This window comes from Mesorhizobium sp., assembly GCF_004963255.1.
Taxonomy (GTDB): Bacteria; Pseudomonadota; Alphaproteobacteria; order Rhizobiales; family Rhizobiaceae; genus Mesorhizobium.
Map to the genome: position 1 here is coordinate 464,035 of NZ_SUGA01000001.1, position 18,323 is coordinate 482,357.

19 protein-coding genes are annotated in these 18,323 nt (G+C 64.2%); 8 read left to right on the forward strand and 11 right to left on the reverse strand.

Features of this window, described 5'->3' with window-relative positions:
• Positions 1-60: 60 nt before the first annotated feature.
• Together E5X34_RS02055 and mgtA are read left to right on the forward strand one after the other, a co-directional pair.
• Complete coding sequence (locus E5X34_RS02055; RefSeq protein ID WP_292560366.1) at positions 61-870, forward strand: universal stress protein; 810 nt, start codon at positions 61-63, stop codon at positions 868-870.
• A 10-nt stretch (positions 871-880) separates the two neighbouring features.
• A complete protein-coding gene (gene mgtA / locus E5X34_RS02060; RefSeq protein ID WP_292560369.1) occupies positions 881-3,559 on the forward strand; it encodes a magnesium-translocating P-type ATPase in 2,679 nt (892 codons plus the stop codon).
• 108 nt (positions 3,560-3,667) lie between these two features.
• Here mgtA and E5X34_RS02065 read toward each other — a convergent pair whose 3' ends face one another.
• Entirely contained in the window at positions 3,668-4,135 is a 468-nt protein-coding gene (locus tag E5X34_RS02065; protein ID WP_126062676.1) for a DUF2231 domain-containing protein, read from the reverse strand.
• Between the two features lie 53 nt (positions 4,136-4,188).
• Positions 4,189-4,455, reverse strand: coding sequence for a hypothetical protein (locus E5X34_RS02070; protein ID WP_292560373.1), 267 nt, complete (start codon positions 4,453-4,455; stop codon positions 4,189-4,191).
• 142 nt (positions 4,456-4,597) lie between these two features.
• On the opposite strand from E5X34_RS02070, the gene E5X34_RS02075 reads away from it, so the two are divergent.
• The 3 genes from E5X34_RS02075 to E5X34_RS02085 are packed head-to-tail and all read left to right on the forward strand — an operon-like array spanning position 4,598 to position 6,911.
• On the forward strand, positions 4,598-4,909 hold the full coding sequence (locus E5X34_RS02075; protein ID WP_292560376.1) for a PepSY domain-containing protein: 312 nt from the start codon (positions 4,598-4,600) through the stop codon (positions 4,907-4,909).
• The gene (locus E5X34_RS02080) at positions 4,906-5,571 is read left to right on the forward strand and encodes a response regulator transcription factor (protein WP_292560379.1); all 666 of its coding nucleotides are present in this window, start codon (positions 4,906-4,908) and stop codon (positions 5,569-5,571) included. Before E5X34_RS02075 ends, E5X34_RS02080 begins: the two co-directional genes overlap by 4 nt.
• Positions 5,571-6,911 (forward strand): HAMP domain-containing sensor histidine kinase, encoded by a 1,341-nt coding sequence (locus E5X34_RS02085; RefSeq protein ID WP_292560382.1) that lies wholly within the window; start codon positions 5,571-5,573, stop codon positions 6,909-6,911. The genes E5X34_RS02080 and E5X34_RS02085 overlap by 1 nt, the downstream gene beginning before the upstream one ends.
• 7 nt (positions 6,912-6,918) lie before the next feature.
• Here E5X34_RS02085 and E5X34_RS02090 read toward each other — a convergent pair whose 3' ends face one another.
• The 3 genes from E5X34_RS02090 to E5X34_RS02100 are packed head-to-tail and all read right to left on the reverse strand — an operon-like array spanning position 6,919 to position 9,960.
• Complete coding sequence (locus tag E5X34_RS02090) at positions 6,919-8,430, reverse strand: RnfABCDGE type electron transport complex subunit D (protein ID WP_292560384.1); 1,512 nt, start codon at positions 8,428-8,430, stop codon at positions 6,919-6,921.
• Positions 8,427-9,149 (reverse strand): FAD:protein FMN transferase, encoded by a 723-nt coding sequence (locus E5X34_RS02095; RefSeq protein WP_292560386.1) that lies wholly within the window; start codon positions 9,147-9,149, stop codon positions 8,427-8,429. Before E5X34_RS02095 ends, E5X34_RS02090 begins: the two co-directional genes overlap by 4 nt.
• A gap of 22 nt (positions 9,150-9,171) precedes the next feature.
• Complete coding sequence (locus E5X34_RS02100) at positions 9,172-9,960, reverse strand: FMN-binding protein (protein WP_292560389.1); 789 nt, start codon at positions 9,958-9,960, stop codon at positions 9,172-9,174.
• A 257-nt stretch (positions 9,961-10,217) separates the two neighbouring features.
• Between E5X34_RS02100 and E5X34_RS02105 the strand changes: the two genes are divergently transcribed.
• From E5X34_RS02105 to E5X34_RS02115, 3 genes are all read left to right on the forward strand, one after another.
• Positions 10,218-10,913, forward strand: a complete 696-nt coding sequence (locus tag E5X34_RS02105) for a VIT family protein (protein WP_292560392.1) — start codon at positions 10,218-10,220, stop codon at positions 10,911-10,913.
• Between the two features lie 83 nt (positions 10,914-10,996).
• Positions 10,997-11,257, forward strand: a complete 261-nt coding sequence (locus E5X34_RS02110; protein WP_292560395.1) for a DUF6455 family protein — start codon at positions 10,997-10,999, stop codon at positions 11,255-11,257.
• A gap of 103 nt (positions 11,258-11,360) precedes the next feature.
• Positions 11,361-11,972, forward strand: coding sequence for a hypothetical protein (locus tag E5X34_RS02115; RefSeq protein ID WP_292560398.1), 612 nt, complete (start codon positions 11,361-11,363; stop codon positions 11,970-11,972).
• A 27-nt stretch (positions 11,973-11,999) separates the two neighbouring features.
• Here E5X34_RS02115 and E5X34_RS02120 read toward each other — a convergent pair whose 3' ends face one another.
• The 6 genes from E5X34_RS02120 to ccoP all read right to left on the reverse strand — a co-directional run bounded on the left by E5X34_RS02120 (position 12,000) and on the right by ccoP (position 18,321).
• Complete coding sequence (locus E5X34_RS02120; RefSeq protein ID WP_292560401.1) at positions 12,000-12,701, reverse strand: CBS domain-containing protein; 702 nt, start codon at positions 12,699-12,701, stop codon at positions 12,000-12,002.
• Positions 12,702-12,765: 64 nt separating this feature from the next.
• Positions 12,766-12,936, reverse strand: a complete 171-nt coding sequence (gene ccoS, locus E5X34_RS02125) for a cbb3-type cytochrome oxidase assembly protein CcoS (protein ID WP_292073281.1) — start codon at positions 12,934-12,936, stop codon at positions 12,766-12,768.
• Positions 12,933-15,218 (reverse strand): cation-translocating P-type ATPase, encoded by a 2,286-nt coding sequence (locus E5X34_RS02130; RefSeq protein ID WP_292560403.1) that lies wholly within the window; start codon positions 15,216-15,218, stop codon positions 12,933-12,935. The genes ccoS and E5X34_RS02130 overlap by 4 nt, the downstream gene beginning before the upstream one ends.
• Positions 15,215-15,730 (reverse strand): FixH family protein, encoded by a 516-nt coding sequence (locus E5X34_RS02135; RefSeq protein WP_292560405.1) that lies wholly within the window; start codon positions 15,728-15,730, stop codon positions 15,215-15,217. Before E5X34_RS02135 ends, E5X34_RS02130 begins: the two co-directional genes overlap by 4 nt.
• Positions 15,727-17,286: a cytochrome c oxidase accessory protein CcoG gene (ccoG, locus tag E5X34_RS02140; protein ID WP_292560407.1), complete on the reverse strand. Its 1,560-nt coding sequence runs from the start codon at positions 17,284-17,286 to the stop codon at positions 15,727-15,729. The genes E5X34_RS02135 and ccoG overlap by 4 nt, the downstream gene beginning before the upstream one ends.
• 171 nt (positions 17,287-17,457) lie before the next feature.
• Positions 17,458-18,321: a cytochrome-c oxidase, cbb3-type subunit III gene (ccoP, locus tag E5X34_RS02145; protein WP_127875959.1), complete on the reverse strand. Its 864-nt coding sequence runs from the start codon at positions 18,319-18,321 to the stop codon at positions 17,458-17,460.
• Between the last annotated feature and the right edge of the window lie 2 nt (positions 18,322-18,323).

Here is an 18,323-nt window from a genome sequence, read left to right on the forward strand (position 1 = left end):
CGCCCCAAGCTCGCACAATGCAAGTGACAAGGCATTCCGCGTTCCGAGCGAGGTGCCTGCATGTCCTATAAAACGATAATCGTCAATCTGGCCGTTGATACAGACCCCGCGCCGGTCGTGAAGCTGGCGGCGGAACTGGCGCAGCGCTTCGATGCCCACCTCGTCGGCCTTGCCGCCGCGGACGTCCCGCCTTTGGTGTCCACGGGCGAGGGCCTGGTCTACGAAGGCGAGGTCATGCAGGTCCAGCGCACCGAGATCGAGAAGCGCCTTGCCGAATTGCGCGATATCTTCGAGAAGCTCGTCCCCGGCTCGGTCAGCAGCGAATGGACGCAATACATTTGCGGACCGACCCGCGCCCTCGGCCTTGCGGCCCGCTTGGCCGATCTCATCGTGACCGCCGAGGGCGGCGAGGATGTCTTCCGTGCCGTCGATGTCGGTAGCCTCGTGCTTGGCGCCGGTCGCCCGGTGCTGGTCACGGCGGGCAATGCCGAGCATCTCCTGGGCAAGACCGTCCTTGTCGCCTGGAAGGACAGCCGGGAAGCGCGAAGGGCCTTGTCCGATTCCCTGCCGTTTCTGGCGAAAGCCAACGAAGTGGTCGTCGCCACGATGGAAATCGAGCCCGGGGAAGATGTGCGAAACAGCCACGCCGACGTCGCGGTTTTTCTGGAGCAGCATGGCGTCATGGCGCGAACCGAAGTGATCGCCGGCGAAGCGGATGGCGACAGGCTGGTAGCGTTCGCGCGCTCAATCCACGCCGATCTGATCGTCTCCGGCGCCTATGGTCACAGCCGGCTGCGGGAATGGGCCTTCGGCGGCGTCACACGCACGCTCATCGGCGAGAGCAATATCAATCGCCTGTTGTCGAACTGATCGCTCGGCCATGGTGACCGGTGGAGCCGATCCGACGGAACGGGCGGCGGTCCGGCCCGCCGAACCGCAGCCGACCGACCGCGCGCCCGACATCGCCAAGCAGGCCTACTGGTCGCTTGAAGCAGATCGGCTGGTCGGACAACTGGAGACCTCCACTTCCGGATTGCTGAGCGCGGATGCGGCGGCCCGGCTTGCCAAATTCGGACGAAACGCCTTGGTGCCTCGGTCGAACCGATCGGCGTTGGCTGTGCTCGCGCGCCAGTTTCGCAGTCCGCTGGTCCTGATCCTGGTGTTCGCCGCCGCCGTTTCGGTGTTCGTCGGCGAAGGTCATGAAGCAGCGATCATCGGCGCGATTGTGCTTGCCAGCTGTATTCTCAGCTTCACCCAGGAATATGGCGCCTCTCGTGCCATGGAGGCGCTGCAGCAGCGCATCTCCCGCAAGGCCACCGTGCTTCGGGACAGCTTCGAACGGACTGTCGATGTCGAGAACATCGTTCCTGGCGACGTCATCTGCTTGTCGGCGGGAAATCTCATCCCCGTCGATGGTGTCATCCTGGAGTCGCGGGATTTCAACGTCAGCGAATCCGTTCTGACCGGCGAAACCTTTCCCGTCGTGAAATCCGCCGGCCGCTCCGCGCCCGAAGCCGGCATCGCGCAACGGACCAATGCCGTGTTCACCGGCACCTCGGTTCGCAGCGGAACGGCAAAGGTGCTTGCCGTCGCCACGGGAGCGCGGACCGAGTTCGCGTCGATCGCCGAAGCCCTGGAGCGGCGGATCCCGGAAACCGAGTTCGCCCGAGGCATCAGAATGTTCGGTTTTCTGATGACCGAGATCATGCTCGCGATTGTCATCATGGTGTTCTTCGCCAATGTGATGCTCAACCGGCCACTGATCGAATCCCTTTTGTTTTCGCTTGCCCTCGCTGTCGGCCTGACGCCTGAACTGCTTCCCGCAATCATCAGCGTCACCCTGGCCAAAGGCGCGCGCACGATGGCCGCCAGCGGCGTCATCGTGCGTCGCCTCGACGCGATCGAGAATCTCGGCAGCATGGATCTGCTCTGCACCGACAAGACAGGAACGCTGACGGAGGGCGTCATTCACCTCGATGGATCGTTCGATGTCGAGGGCACCGCTTCGAAGGACGTCCTGCTTTGGGCGCGGCTGAACGCGACCTTGCAGACAGGGCTGAAGAATCCCCTGGACGAAGCAATTGCGAGTGCTCCGCATGACCACGAGGATCTGTCCGGTTTTACCAAGATCGACGAGATCCCTTACGATTTTGTCCGCAAGCGGTTGTCCGTCGCCGCGGGGGACAGCTCGCGCGAACAGATCCTCATCACCAAGGGAGCAGTCCAGAATGTCGTCGAGGCGTGTGGCTTCGTTCAAGGTCCGCACGGCTTGACACCCCTTGGCGCGGCGGAGCGCCAGGCGATCGACGAGAAATTCAGGCGCTGGAGCGCGCAAGGATATCGCGTTCTCGGCCTGGCGATCCGGAGATTTCAGGACAAGGCTGGCTTCAGTCGTGACGACGAAACCGGAATGGCCTTCGCGGGCTTCCTGCTCTTCCTCGATCCCCCGAAAGAGGGGGTGCGGAAAACACTGTCGGCGCTTACTGACCGCGGCATTGGCGTAAAGGTGATTTCCGGCGACAACCGCTATGTCGCCGCGCACCTGGCCGAGGCTGTGGGCCTCCGATCCGCCAGGATCATGACCGGCGAAGACCTGTCGAAACTGACGAAGAATGGGCTTCTCGCCAGTGTGCGCCACACCGATCTCTTCGTGGAGATCGATCCGAACCAGAAGGAGCGGATTGTCGAGGCGCTGCGCCGGAGCGGTCACGTCGTCGGCTATCTTGGCGACGGCATCAACGACGCGCCGGCGCTTCACGAAGCAGATATCGGCATCTCGGTCGATACCGCCGTGGATGTCGCGCGTGAGGCTGCGGACATCATCTTGCTGAAGCGCGACCTGGGTGTGCTGGTGCGGGGCGTCGATGACGGCCGAAAGACCTTCGCCAACACGATGAAATACATCTCCATCACCACCAGCGCCAATTTCGGCAACATGATCAGCATGGCCGCGGCCTCGCTCTACCTGCCGTTCCTGCCGCTGCTGGCAAAGCAGATCCTGCTGAACAATTTCCTTTCCGACATCCCGGCTCTGGCGATCGCGGGCGACAATGTCGATGCCGACCAGGTGCGCGGGCCGCGTCACTGGGACATCCGTTTCGTCAGGCGTTTCATGGTGAGCTTCGGGCTGGTGAGTTCCCTGTTTGACTTTGCGACCTTCGCGTTCCTTCTTCTGGTCGTTCACGCCACGGCGGCCACGTTTCAGACCGCGTGGTTCGTGGAATCCGTGCTCACCGAACTTGCCATTGTGCTCGTCGTGCGGACCCACAAAAGGCTGTGGCGCAGCCGTCCCAGCCATTTGCTCGCGGGCCTGACCCTCGGCGTCGGCATTATCTCCATCGCCATCCCCTTTGCCCCGTTTGCCGGCTGGTTCGGATTTGTGCCCCTGGCAGGACCGGTGCTGGCCGGGCTGCTCGCGATCACCGCGCTCTATGTGCTTGTGTCGGAAATGACCAAGAGCTGGCTCTTCGCCCATGGCAGCCGCGGCAAGCGCAGACGAAAAGCGGTTGCTCCACATCTGGATCGAGCCACGACCAGACCGGGCCGCGCCGCGGGTTAAGCTGGGGGAGGCAGCTCGATGACCGCCGCTGGGCGCCACTCGCACCGGTCTAGAAGTGGAAGAGCGCGCTTCCTGTATGGCGGCGTATCGAGGTCGAGCATCGAAACGTCACCCCCCGACCGCGGCCTTGGTGACGTTCACGCCAAGGTCGTAGACCAGCTGCCCGCCATAATAACCCGTCACAGTGACCAGCGCTGCGCCGGCTATTTCAATCGCGGGAATGGCCGGGGCCAGCGTGCCCAGCTCTCGATTTCGCACCCACAGGACGAGCCGGAGCAGGCCCCAGCCCAGGAAGGTCAGGGCGCTGATCCCGCCCAGGCCCTCATGGATTTCCGCTATCTCGCTGCTGAAGCCGGCGGCCTCCGCGTGGTCGAGGGCCATGCCGCCGAAGTACCAGGTGCAGACGGCAAACAGCCCTGCGCCGACGGCGGCAAAGGTGGAAATCGTCCCTATGCCCGAGCGCGTCGTCACGGCGCTGCGGTGGGTGAGCGCGGCAAGGTCGATGATCACGAGCGCGTACATGAGCACGATGGGGAAATGAACGAGCATGGGGTGGATATGCTGAATTTCGGGCATTGCGGAGATTCTCCAGGAGGATGGGTGATGGTCGTTGGCCGCTCGATCGGCCCTCAGTCGTCGCTGTCGCCGATTTCCTCGTCTTCCCGATCACTGCGCGCGCCGGATACAGTCTTGCCGTCGCCGCATTCGTCGTCGCCGACACCTTTGACCGACTTGGGACCGGTGACACTCATCACGGGGATGGACTCGAGGTCGATTGTTGCGGAAGAAGCGGCGGGTGCGGCTCGGCATGATCCATGGTCCGATTCCGCGGAGGCGGGTATGACAAAAGTGGCCAGGCCGCCGAGGGCGACAAGCAAGACAGGAAAGTTGCGCATGGTTTCGTATCCTTCTCCGCGCGCCCGTCATCGGGCGCGATGGCCCTTGATAGAGATGTGGCCCTTGCCGGCGGCTGACGATGATTGACAGCGGTTTGACAGCTTCCGCATGCGACAGCTCCCTTCCATGAAAACCGTATCGATGAGCCTGGCAGCTCTGGGCGTGGCCGCGCTTGTGATGGCCCTGCCGTCGGCCGTCAGGGCGCAGGATGACGACGACGATCACGATCGGGCGCGCGATCTCCATGAGCGCGGCGAAATCGAGGGTCTTGCCGACATCATGGCCGTCGTGCGCGCCAAGGCTCCCGGCGAGATTGTTTCGGTCGATCTCATTCGCGCCGAAGGCAAATGGATTTATCGGTTCCAGGTGGTCGCCGCCGACGGCCGGCGCCGGATCGTTGACGTCGATGCCGAGGCGGGCGGTGTCAAAGATGATGAAGGCGGCCACAGATGAAGATCCTCGTGGCTGAAGACGAACCGCGCATCGCGGCCGACATCGCAGCGGTCCTGAAGGCCTCGGGCATGGCCGTCGACATCGTGGACAATGGTGACGCGGCCTGGTTTGCGGGCGATGTCGAGAACTACGACGCGGCGATTCTCGACCTCGGACTGCCGAAGCTCGACGGCCTCACGGTGCTGAAGCGCTGGCGCGCCAATGGCCGTCGCTTTCCCGTCCTCATCCTGACGGCGAGGGGGCTGTGGACCGAGCGCGTCGAAGGCATCAACGCCGGCGCCGACGACTATCTTCCGAAGCCTTTTGAAATGGAGGAACTGCTGGCGCGGCTGCGAGCCATCCTGCGCCGCTCGAGCGGGCAGGCGGCACCAGTGCTGAAATCAGGCCCTTTGCTGCTCGACACGCGCCAGATGCGCATCTCGCTTCGCGGCGTTCCGGTGGCGCTTTCGCCGCTCGAATATCGGCTTCTCGCGTTCCTGATGCATCATGCCGGCCGTGTGGTCGCATCAACCGAGCTTGCCGAGCATCTGTACAGTTCCGACAACGAACGCGATCCCAACACGATCGAGGTCATCGTGGCGCGTCTGCGGCGCAAGCTTGGCAGCAAGATCATCGAGACGCGTCGCGGTTTCGGTTACTTTGTCCCCGACGGGCCCGATTGATGCGCAATTCGATCCGTTTCAGGCTCTGGTCGGCTGCGGCGATATCGATCGTCATCGCCCTTGCCATCGCCGGTGTCGGTCTTCGCTATCTGTTCGAACTGAACGTCGAGAGGCGTGTTGTCAGTGAGCTGACGGACGATCTCAACGAACTGATCGCCGCGACGAGCTTCACGGCCGATGGCCGTCTGTTGGTCGCGTCCACGCTGGCCGACCAACGCTTCTCCAATCCGCTGTCCGGCCACTACTGGCAAGTGGAAGATCTGGCCACCCACAATCTCGTTCGATCGCGTTCCCTGTGGGATGCGACGCTGGCCCTGCCCAAACAGGCCGGCAACGGCGAGTTGCGGAAGGAAGAGCTCAAGGGGCCCGGCGGCGAGCTCACCGTCGCCGTCATTCGCACGATCACCGACGCCGACGGGCGGGCCTTTCGCGCCGTCGCGGCTGAAGACCATCGCAATGTGGAAGTTTCCGTCGGCGAGTATGTCCGTGACCTTGCGCCGGCCCTCATTGTGCTGGCCTCCGCCCTGATGGGAGCTTTCTTCATCCAGATAACCGTCGGCCTGGCGCCGCTGGAAAGCCTGAGGATCGCCGTCAAGAACGTGATCGCGCAGCGGACGGCGCGGCTGGACGTGGCCGCGCCGAGCGAGGTGCAGCCGCTCGCCGACGAGATCAACCGCCTGCTCGACGCCCAAGAGAAAGCCCTCTCTCGGGCGCGCTCGCGCGCCACCGACCTTGCGCACGGCCTCAAGACGCCGCTGCAGGTCCTGTCCGCCGACATCCGGACCCTGCGCAAGAAAGGCGAAAGCGAGCTTGCCGACGAAATCGAGAAGAGCGCGAGCGCGATTCGCCGCCATGTCGAACGGGAGTTGGCACGCGCTCGTCTGGCGCCCGGCGTTTCCGGCGATGCCGCCTGCCGTATCCGGGAGGTGGCGAGCGGCGTGGTCGCGGTCGTCAAGCGCACGCCGAGGGGCAAGCAGCTCTCATTCGTCATAGACGCCGCCGAGGATTTCATCGTGCCGGTCGACGAGGGCGATCTATCCGAGATTCTCGGCAATCTGGTGGAGAACGCGACGCGTTTCGCGAGGTCCGTGGTTCATGTGAGCGCATCGGCAAGCGCGGGCGAGGTGATCATCAAGGTCATCGATGATGGGCCGGGCATTCCCGAGGCCGCCCTGCACGCCGCTCTGGTGCGTGGCGTTCAGCTTGACAGCAAGGGCGGCGGCAACGGCCTCGGCCTGGCGATCGTTTCGGATATCGTCGAAGCCTATGGCGGCCGTCTCGAAATGGCCAATGCCAACTCCGGTCTGGCGGTGACCATCCACCTGCCACGGCATGCTTGAGCGGTGTTCAGGCAAATCCGGGGAAATAGTCGACTTTTATCCTGGAACGGCGAACCCCCATGGCCAGCAGCTTCCCGCGCAGCACCTTGACCATTACCTGCGGGCCGGAGATGTAGAAGGTGCGTTCGAGGTAGTCGGGCATGGTGAGGCGTACCAGACGAGCGTCGATATAGCCCGGGTACTGCCCGCGCTCAGCACCCTTGGCTACCGCATGGAACGTCTTTATTCCCAGTTCGCGTCTCGCCCGGCCGAGCACGTCTCGATAGGCGATGTCGTCTTGTCCCTCCGTGCCGTAGAGAACGACGATGGGCCGCATCTCCTTGCGATCGACGAGATATTGCAGCATCGAACGAAACGGCGTGATGCCGATGCCGCCGGCCAGGAAAGCGATCTTGGTGTCCGGATCTGATGGAAGCGTGAAATCGCCGGCCAGTTGCGACGCGTGGATCGTGGCGCCGGGCTTCATGCCGCCCAGCGCCTGTTTGAAGGCGCTCGACTGCGGATAGAACTTGACGCCCAGCCGCACCGATTGCTCGGTAGGCGATGAGGCGACCGTGAAGTAGCGGCGGTTGCCGCGATTGTCGGAGCGCTCGAGGCCAAGTGTCCATTCAAGGTACTGGCCTGCCTGGAAGGCGAGCTTTCGCTGCGACTTGAAGATGAAGTCGTAGCTGTCGATGGCGGTTTGCTCGATGCGTTCCAAAGTCAGCACGAACCGGCCCTTCGGGCTCACGGCGTAGGCGAAGAGGTTACCCGCCAGGAGAGCTAGCTCGGGTGTGAAATAGAACGAACCGATATGGATGTTGGGCGCGAACAGAAAGCCGACGATCCCGGCACAGGCGATGCGCGGCCAGCGTGTCGTCGGAGCCGTCAGCGGCTCGGTCAGCATCACGAAGGCGAAGAACAGCAGCGGCGACGAACTGAAGGTCTCCGCGAGAGCGGTGCCATATTGGGATGGGTCGGTGGTCGCCAGTATCGTCGCCAGCGCCACTGCGAGGAACGTGGCCACGAGATCGAGGCGGCGCAGCTTGCGCACCACAAGAGCGCCGCCCGCAAGCACCAGGGGGAAGAGCCAGATGTTGCCGCCCACCCACCATGTGGCGGGATGATCGAGCAGGAGCGCTGTCAACGCAACGCCAAGGGCGGCCGGATTGAACAGGTGCTTCCCGCCGACGGCCAGGATGTATTTCGACGAGATCGCCCAGACCGACGCGAACGCCACGGCGCCGATGGCCTTGGCTTCGGTGGGGGCAATCGGATCGAGAATGAGTGCCAGGATCAACGCGGTGATGTAGACAGACTCGCCGTTGGCCGGAACCCCGAAGATGCGCGCAAAAACCTTGTTGGTAATCCAGCACGTGGCCAGCACCAGGGCGGTCGTGAAGCCCAGCGCTGTTGGATCATGCGGCACAAGCTTCAGCAAGCTGAAGACGAAGGCGGCGATCAGCAGGGCCGCCAGGTAGTAGAGCACCAGCCGGTACATTGTAAGGTGGTCGAGAAGACGGTCGAGGGTCTTGATCATGACTGGCAGAAGGCTCCGAAGCCGCTTGTCGGCGTGGCACGGCAGTTGCTGTCGATGAGATATCCCTCGAGCCCCGGCGTCTGCTCGATAAAGAGGATGCCGTCCCGGCCCATCGCAAAGGCGGCGGTGGCGAAGCGGTCGGCCTCGAGCACATCGGAGCCGATGACTGTCAGGCTGACAATGTCGCTGATCGGATCATGAGCCGCGCGAGGATTGTAGATGTGTTGCCCGCGCGCGTATGTGCCGGAAGTGGCCACGCCATGTCCACGCGGATAGACCACCTTGACGATCTCGTCCGTGTGGAAGGGATTGCGGATGCCGACGCTCCAATCTCTGCCGGAAGCATTCCTGCCGCAGGATTGGATGTCGCCGCCCGCCTCGATGAAGAAGTCGCCGACGTCCGCCCGACGCACGATCTCGGCCGCGTTGCGGATAGCCCAGCCCTTGACGATGCCGGAAGGGTCGAGCGCGCCGTCGGGCCTGTGGATGTCGAAATAGCCGGCGGTTTCCCTTCTGGTTTGCTCGGCGATCCGCATCACGTGGATCATCTGGCAGCTCCAGTCGCGGACCGGAATGTCGCCCCGGTTTATGGCGGAGATCTCGCTGTCCGCACGGTAGGTGCTGAAACGCCGGTCGACATCGTCGAAATAGTCGAAGACATTCGCGACAAGGTCGCCGGACGCGCCGCCAAGGTCGACGGTGATGGGCATGCCCATCATGATCCGCGTCTCCCGCATGGAACTACGTCGACGCCTTTTTCAGGGCGCCGCCCAGCGATTGGATAAAGGCCTTGCTCGTCAGCGTGGCGCCCGAGATGATGTCGACATCGGCGCTTTGCGCGCTGATCGCCTCGTCGCGCAGCATGGGCAACGCCTGCCGGTTGATGCTGACGGAGGTACGGCGGTCATTGGGATATTTCAGGACCTTGAGCGCCGTCAGGCGGCCGCCCTGGACGAGCGCCTGGATCTGGATGATGCCGTAATAGGCGTCGGCCGCGGGGCCGGTATAGACCCCGTCGGCATAGCCGTGCGTCGCGAGCTTCATGCCGGTATGAATCACCCGCGCGGATGTTTGCGGATATATGGGGCGCGGCTGCGGGATCGGGATATACACCGCAGGTGTCACCGCGAATGTCGGCGCATTAGGTGTGGGTGCACTCGCGGCCGGCGGCGCGGGATCTTGTTTCGGCGGCGGAGGCGCCAGCTTCGCGGCTTGCGGCGGGCTGACGATGGCCGGCGCCAGCTTTGGTGCGATTGCGATCGATGCCGTGGTGTCCGCTTTGATTTCGGCCGGTCTCTGCAGGACCGGCTCCCGCTGCGCATCCTGGGAAATCTTGCGCTGGGACTTCGCAGGCGCCGTGACTGGGTCGGCCGATGCTGATGGCACGAATGGCTGCGAAGCGCCCTGCGTTGCGGTACCGGGGGCGCCATCCATATCGACCAGGTCGTTGGCTGGTGGTGTGCCTGCCTGATCCCAGACATAGGCACCCGACGAGGCGATCACGAAGAGCGATAGGGCGATCTTTTTCATAAGCATTGCATCCCGGCTTCAGGGCGCGCAACGGCCGGACCGTCGCATGCCTTCTCACCGCACTATCTCACGAGTTAGCTGACAGCTGGCTGTCAGCGCGCCTTGGCTTGCGAAAAGTGCCGCGCCGGCAAATCCGTGCAGCCGTTTGACTTGGATCAGGGCATTTGCTCCGATCACCAAGCAATGAAGCTGCATTCCTGCGCGTTTCGGGATGGAGGCAATACAATGGCAATATTCAACTGTTCATCGCCGCGACCATGAGCCGCCTTCACGCTGAAAATCACCTGGTGTCGCGCATTGGCTGGCTGCGGGCCGCCGTGCTCGGCGCCAATGACGGCATCGTTTCGACAGCCAGCCTGATCATCGGAGTTGCGGCCGCCAACGCCACCACGACCAGTGTCCTCGTGGCGGGTGTCGCCGGCCTCGTGGCCGGTGCCATGTCGATGGCCGCGGGGGAATATGTATCCGTCAGTTCCCAGGCCGACACCGAGAAGGCGGATCTCGCCCGTGAGCGGGAGGAACTGGCCACCCAGCCGGAATTCGAGAGACAGGAGCTTGCGCAGATCTATATCGATCGGGGCGTGGAGCCTCGCCTGGCGTTGCAGGTGGCCGACCAATTGATGGCCAAGGACGCGCTCAGCGCCCATGCCCGTGACGAGCTTGGCATTTCCGAGGCAACCGCCGCACGACCCATCCTGGCGGCGCTGGCTTCCGCGGCGGCGTTTTCAATCGGTGCGGTCATGCCTCTGGCGATGGTGCTGATTTCGCCGCCCTCGAGACTTGTTGCCGTTGTCTCGGTCGCATCGTTGCTGTTCCTGGCGGTGCTGGGCGCAATCGGCGCGAGGGCCGGCGGCGCCAATATGTGGAAGGCGACAGCTCGCGTCACCTTTTGGGGAGCGCTGGCGATGGCCTTGACGGCTGGCATTGGCGCGATGTTCGGTACGACGGGCTAGGTCGCTGGTTCACCGGCTTGATCGAGATCAATGTCGCGCGCTGCTCGGCATGGCAATGATTGCCGACTGAGGAGTGTGCCGCCATGAGCTTTCTCGAATATCTGATGGGCGCTGACGCCAGAACCGTCTTGATGGGACGCATGATGCAGAAAATGGGCGTCGACAGGCAGTTGCGAGTCGTGGCGGACCACGTCGCCGTTACCAGTCGCGCCGTGGACCGGTGCCGCTCCTGCGGCCACCAGGATGAATGCGCGGCCTGGCTCGACCAAACCGAGCATGCCGATCATCCGCCGGCCTATTGCCGCAATGGCGACTTGATCGCGCGTCTGCAATCTATCCGTTGATCGAGCAACGACGCCGCGGCCTTGATAGGTTGCCGCTGTGAGCCGCCCGGGCTACCCCAGCCGAGAACAGGCGGCTTCGCCCGTGTGACGAACACAGGATGCGTTGACGGCAGTCGGCGCCGGTGAGACGTCTGCAGTCGACAGGTTCGTGCACGAGGCAGGCAGTTTGGACAATCTGCATCTTCTGGAAGCATTTCTGCTCTTTGCCGCGCCAGGGCCGACCAACGCTCTTCTGGCGGCAGGCGCCGTCAAGCGGCAGAACGCCACCACGCTCCTTGCCGCGCAAGCCTGCGGATACGGGATCGCGGCGGCCTTCTGGCTTTCGCTGCGTTCCCTGGTGCCGCCTGCCACTGTCCAGTCGGTTCAACTGGTTGCTGCCGCGTGGCTGGTGATCCTTGGCTTTCGCCCGATGGCGGCCAGGCGCGCCGAGGCAACCGAAAACGGCGGTGGCATCTCCATCCTGGCGACCACCGCCCTCAATCCGAAGGCGTTCATCTATTGCGTGGCCATCGTGCCGATGGACATCGAGGCGGCCGCGCTGGGCATCGCTTGGGTTACGCTGCTCGTGATCACGGCAGTGACCGGATCGATGTGGCTGCTGCTGGGCGGGCGGCTGAGCGGCGGCAAGAGGATGGCCGACGCCATCGCCGGCGCGGCGCTCATTGTCTTTGCGCTGCTGCTGGTTCGGCCCCTGATGCCGTTGTCCGCGACTTGAGTGCGTGCGCCGGAAGCGCGACGCGCTTCAAGAGACAAGCACCACCGAGAATGGCCCGGCGCAAAAGAGCTTGTCCGTGACCTTCTTGACACCGGCAACGTTCTCGGCCGCAACCACGGCAGCTTGTCGCTGACGTTCGTCGAAGATGGCGCCGCTCAGCTCAACGTCTCCCTTGTCGACGGTGACGCCGATAAGGTCGCCGCCGACGCTCCAGGACTGCCCCCGCAGCTCGGCAAGAATGTTCCTGCGGATGACCTCGTCGTCGACAGTCGCAGAACCTGACTTGGGCAGAGTGCGGAGCAGGATGCGCATCAGATCGGAGCGGCTGACGATGCCGACGATCTTGTCCGCGTCAAGGATAGGCACATTCTTGATGTCGTGGGTCGCCATGAGCTCGACGACCTCGGCAAGCGAAGCGCCTGGCGCTGCCGAAACGACGCCGGCGGTCATGACCTCGGCCACCCGGCGGCCGCTCGAACGGACATACTCGTCGGCGAGCTTGCCTGGACCGACAAGAAACTCCAGCCAGCGAGGCCGCGCCCGTCTCGTGCCAAGTTCGCCCCGGCGCAGAAAATCGCCTTCGCTGATGATGCCAGCCAGCGATCCGTCGTCTCCCACGACCGGCAGGCAGCGGATGTTCCTGGTCAGCATCAGATCGGCCGCTTCGGCGACCGAGGCAGAGGTGGCGATTGTGACGACCGGCGTCGTCATGATGTCCCGAGCCTGCATCGAAGTCTCCCGCTTTCGTCAGCCTTACTCTCGGAGGTCGAGAGCAACGCTGCCTTGATCTGCGTCAGTTTGATCGCGGGGCTTCCTTGTCTCGCGCATCGGGTTCGATCAGTATCCGCTCGGCGGCTCCGTCGAGATCCTCGTACTGGCCGCTGCGCAAAGCCCACAGGAAGCCGGACAGACCGAGCGCGCCGAGGAACAGGGCCACGGGAATGAGATAGACGAGCGTGGTCATGGGTGGGCCGCTTCGATGACGTCGCTGCGGCGCCTGGCGGGAGCGGCTTCAGGGGCCGCTTTCGCCGTCGTCTGAAGCCGCATCGCATTTGCGATCACGATCAGCGAGGAAGCGCTCATCGCGATCGCCGCGATCAGCGGCGTCACATGTCCGAGGATGGCGATCGGCACAGCGAACGCGTTGTAGACGATCGCGATTGCGATGTTCTGGCGGATGAGCCGGCCGGCCTTGCGCGAAACATCCAGGGCGAGCGGCACCGCCAGCAGGCTCTCGCGCAGGAAGACGAAATCCGCGGCCTGGCGGCCGATGTCGGCCGCGGTCGCCGGAGCCATCGAGACATGCGCGGCGCCGAGCGCCGGCGTGTCGTTGAGGCCGTCGCCCACCATCAGCACCTTGTGACCGGCGCGGGCCAACGCCTCGATCCTCTCGACCTTGCCCGCGGGCAGCAGGGCCGACACGAAATTCTCGATGCCCAAGGCGCCCGCCGCCTCGCCGCAGGCTCTCGCGGTGTCGCCGGAAAGCATCTCGACCGAGATGCCGGCCTCCTTCAACCGTCCCACCGCCGCCTTCGCATCGGCGCGCGTGGCATCCTCGAAGGCGAAGCATGCAACGATCCTGCCATTCTTCGCGAGGACCGTGCCGCCAAACCCGCCATATCGCCCTTCACCGCCGGTGCGGGCCTTCCATCCGGCCCAGCCGCGCCGGCCAAGGCGCCAGATATCGCCGCCCGCGGACGCTTCGATGCCGAAGCCCGGCTCCTCCTGCACGCTGTCGAATTGGGTTCGACCGCGAACGCTGCCATAGGCCGCCAGCGCCTTCGAGAACGGGTGCCGGGAATGCGCCGCCAGGTCTGCCGCGATCGCCAGCATGGCCGGATCGATCGACGCCGCGTTGACGAGCCTGGGCAGCCCCAGAGTGAGCGTCCCGGTCTTGTCGAACACAGCCGCGTCGATCGCCGCGAGACGCTCCATCGCCGAACCGTCCTTGACCATGACGCCGGCCTCGAACAGGCGCCGGGCCGCCACCACCTGGACGATCGGAACCGCGAGGCCGAGCGCGCACGGGCAGGTGATGATGAGCACGGCGATGGCGATGGTCATCGCGCGGTGCCAATCGCCGGACGCAATCATCCAGCCGAGGAAGGTGACAAAGGCCGCCAGATGGACCACGGGCGCGTAGAGTGCCGATACCCGGTCGGCGATCCGCCTGTAGCGCGAGCGGCCACCCTCGGCGGCTTCCATCAGCCGGACCATTTCCGCCAGGAAGGAATCCTTCGCCGCGGCAGTTGCCTGCATCGTCAGCGGACCTGTCAGGTTCAGCGTGCCGGCCTGGACGTGCCTGCCGGCGCTCACGGCTTTCGGCGCGCTCTCGCCGGAGACGATCGAGCAATCGAGGTCGGAATTCCCGCTGACGATATCGCCGTCGACCGGGATCCGCTCCCCGGCCGCAATGAGCAGGCGCATTCCCGGAGCGAGTTCGGCGACGGGCACGTATTCGCGTATTCCGTCGTCCCGCAAGACCACTGCCCCTCGCGCGGCAAGCCGCGACAGGCCATTGACCGCGGTTCGCGCCCGCTCGCGCATCACGTGATCCAGCGTGCGCCCGATCAGCAGGAAGAAGAGCAGCGACACCGAGGCGTCGAAATAGGCGTGCTCGCCGTGATTGATGGTCTCGTAGAGGCTCATCGCATAGGCGAGCGAAACGCCCACCGCGATCGGCACGTCCATGTTCATGCGGCCATGGCGCAGCGCGTTCGCAGCCGAGCGGAAGTAGATCCCGCCGGCGAAGGCGAGCGCCGGGATGGCGATCAGCGCGGACAGCCAATGGAACAGATCGCGTGTCGGGCCTTCCGCGCCGGACCAGACCGATACCGAGAGCAGCATGATATTGCCGGCTGCGAAGCCCGCCACGGCGACAGCGCGGATCAGCTCCGAGAGCGTCCTGTCCTTCTCGTGAATTTCCGGGTCGAACAGGTGCGCCTGATAGCCGAGCCGGCCGAGCACGGCGAAGAATGGCGGGACGATGTCGCCGCGCCAGCGGACGGACACACGCTTCGTCGACAGGTTGACGCGAGCGGACGCGACATTCTCGACCGAGCCGAGCGCCGCCTCGATCGCCTGGATGCAAGCTCCGCAGTGAACCGTCGGCACCGACAGGTCGGTCTGGTGGATGTCGCCGCCCAGGGAGCGGCTGGCCAGCTTGATCTCCTCGCTCGACGGCGATGCAGATGTCGCGCCGGCGACCTCCAACGCCATTTCAGCCCCAGGCGCGCAGCAGCTCATTGCAGGGCTCCATTCGAGATCATGACACGGCGGACATCGCGGAACGGCGACGCCAGCCCGGCATCCGCATCGATCTCCACGATCCAGACGCCGTTCCTGGGCGTGTGCCGGATAGCAAATGCGTCCGCCTTCCCGGGAGTGCCCTCGGCCACCGCGGCAAGTGTCAGGGCTTCGTCCTCGGCCTCGTAGGCCGGGTGGCGGAACAGCACCTTGACGCCGCGCAGCGGCACCGGTTTGCCCTGGCTGTCGACAAGGCTGTAACGGACCTCGCCGGAAGCGACGGTCAGCTTGCCTGTCCAGCCCAGCGCCGCCTGCGCTCTGCCTTTCTTCGCTTCTTCGTTGAACTGCTGGCTTGCGACATAGGTGTTCTCGACGACAAGGCCGGTCCAGCTCTTCTGGGCAAGCGTGGCCATGGTGACATTGACCCCGATCACCACCGCGAAGAACGCCAGGATGGAGACCAACATATGCTTGCCGGTGAACTCGCGCGGCTTCGGCATTTCGGCGCTCATCTGCTGTTCTCCGGGGCATTGAAAGTTGCAGTGTATTCGGCGGTTTCGGAACTTGCCGTATCGCCGATGTGGAATTCGAAACTCTGTGCCGGCTTCCTGATCTGATCGGCCGGTTGCCGGACGAAGACCTTCAGCGTCTTCAGCCGGTCGGGTTCGACCGGGATGGAGAAGGAGCGGCTCGCGGACTGGTCGACGCCGACGATGCTCATCTCACCGCCGTCGAGGCCGTGCAGCGTGATCTCGACGGTCCTCGGCTCGGGTATCATGTTGAGCAGCTTGACCGTATAGCCGTTGCGGATCGAGCCGTCCGAGAGCGTCACGAACTGCGGATTGCGGTCATGCAGGACGTTGAGCTCCAGCCGTTCGCGCGTCAGCAGCGAATAGACGAGCACCAGGCCGATCGCCGACCACACGCCGAGATAGATGTAGGTGCGCAACCGGAAGATCTTGCCCAGATGGAAATGTGCCAAGCCGTCGGCGAAGCTGCCGCTCGGCGTCCTCACCAGCGCCGGATTGACCGGGCCGGTGCCCCCGGAGGTGGCCAACGCCATGTTGGCGTTGTAGTCCGCCAGCGTCGCATAGGAGATCAGCCCGCGTTCCCGGCCGAGCTTGTCCATGACGCTGTCGCAGGCGTCGATGCAAAGGGCGCAGGTGATGCATTCCAGCTGCTGGCCGTCGCGGATGTCGATTCCCATGGGGCAGACGGCGACACAGGCGTTGCAGTCGACGCAGTCGCCGACCGATTGCCCCGCGGCCGAAGCCTTCTTGGCGTGGCGCGAGCGCGGCTCGCCGCGCCAGTCGTTATACGTCACCGTCAGCGAGTTTTCGTCGAGCATGGCGGCCTGGATGCGCGGCCACGGGCACATATAGGTGCAGACCTGCTCGCGCATCAGCCCGCCGAGCACATAAGTGGTGCCGGTGAGCACCGCGATCGTGGCATAGGCGATGGGCGCCGCCGTGCCGGTGACGACTTCGCCAAGCAGCTTCGGCGCATCGGCGAAGTAGAAGATCCAGGCGCCGCCCGTGGCCACTGCGATGACGAGCCAGATGGCGTGCTTGGAGACGCGCAGGAAGAGCTTGCGGGCGCTCCAGGCAGCGGCGTCCAGCTTCATGCGGGCATTGCGATCGCCTTCAATTGCGCGTTCGACGACAAGGAACAGGTCGACCCAGACGGTCTGCGGGCAGGTATAGCCGCACCAGGCCCGCCCGACCGTCGATGTGATCAGGAAAAGACCAACGCCCGCCATCATCAGAAGGCCGGCGACGTAGTAGAATTCCTGCGGCCAGATCTCGATGAAGAAGAAGTAGAAACGGCGGTTCGCCAGGTCGATGAGAACGGCCTGGTTCGGAGCGAAAGGCCCCCGATCCCAGCGCAGCCAGGGGGTCAGGTAATAGATGCCGAGCGTGATCGCCATCACCAGCCATTTGAACTGGCGGAAACGACCGGAGGCGCGCTTCGGAAAGATTTTCTTGCGCGCGGCGTAGAGCGGCTGTCGCGTCTTCGCGGAGTTGACCGCTTCGGCCTCGAGCCGTTCTACCTGCGACTGATCCAGCACGACGATCTCCAATCACGGCGAAATGATGCCGCCTTGTTTCCGGCAATCTCGCAATCGCGCGGGCGCGTCGCGTTGATGCAGGTCAAATTGAGCCATCAAAAAGCAAATCGAGGCCCGGCATGGCCGGGCCTCGTCGCTTGAACGGCTGAGGGCCGAGAATAGGCCCCGCTCCTATTCTCCGCCGCCAAGCGAATGGACATAGACAGCCAGCTCCTTGACCGTCGTCTCGCCGAGACGGCCGACCCAGGCAGGCATCACCCCGTTCTTCGGGGCTCGCACCTGGGCAGCAATCGCGGCCTCGCCGGAGCCGTGGAGCCAGATGGCATCCGTCAGATTAGGTGCTCCGAGGTCGCGGTTGCCCTTCGCGTTCTCGCCATGGCAGGCGGCGCAATTGTCCGCGAAAACCTTGGCGCCGGGCTCGATCAGGCTCTTGTCCTGCACCGGTCCAGAAAGGCTCGCCACATAGGCGCTGACCTGGGCGATCTGTTCCGGCTTGAGCACGTCAGCAAAAGGGGTCATCTCCGACTGACGGGTGTCGGGGTCCGCCGCGAAGCGGATGCCGTGCGTGATCGTCTGCTGGATCTCCTCCGCCTTGCCGCCCCAGAGCCAATCGTCATCGTTGAGGTTCGGAAACCCTGTCGATCCTTGCGCGCCTGAGCCGTGGCACTGCACGCAATTCACCTTGAATGCCGCGCCGCCGGCGGCGACGGCGAACTCGCGCAACGTGTCGTCAGCGGCGATTTCCGAAACGGTCTTCGACTGTATCGCCGTGACGTATTTGGCCTTGGCGGCGTCAGCCGCGGCCATCTCGTTCTTGACGTCGTTGCGGCTGGAGAAGCCCAGGACGCCCCTGGTGGCGGAACTCAGCATCGGCCAGGCGGGATAGGCAATCGTGTAAGCGAGCGCCCAGGCCACGGTGATGTAGAAGGTGATCACCCACCAGCGCGGCAGAGGATTGTTGAGCTCCTTGATACCGTCCCATTCATGGCCGGTCGTCGTGATGCCCGAGATTTCGTCGATATGCTCGTTGCTCATGA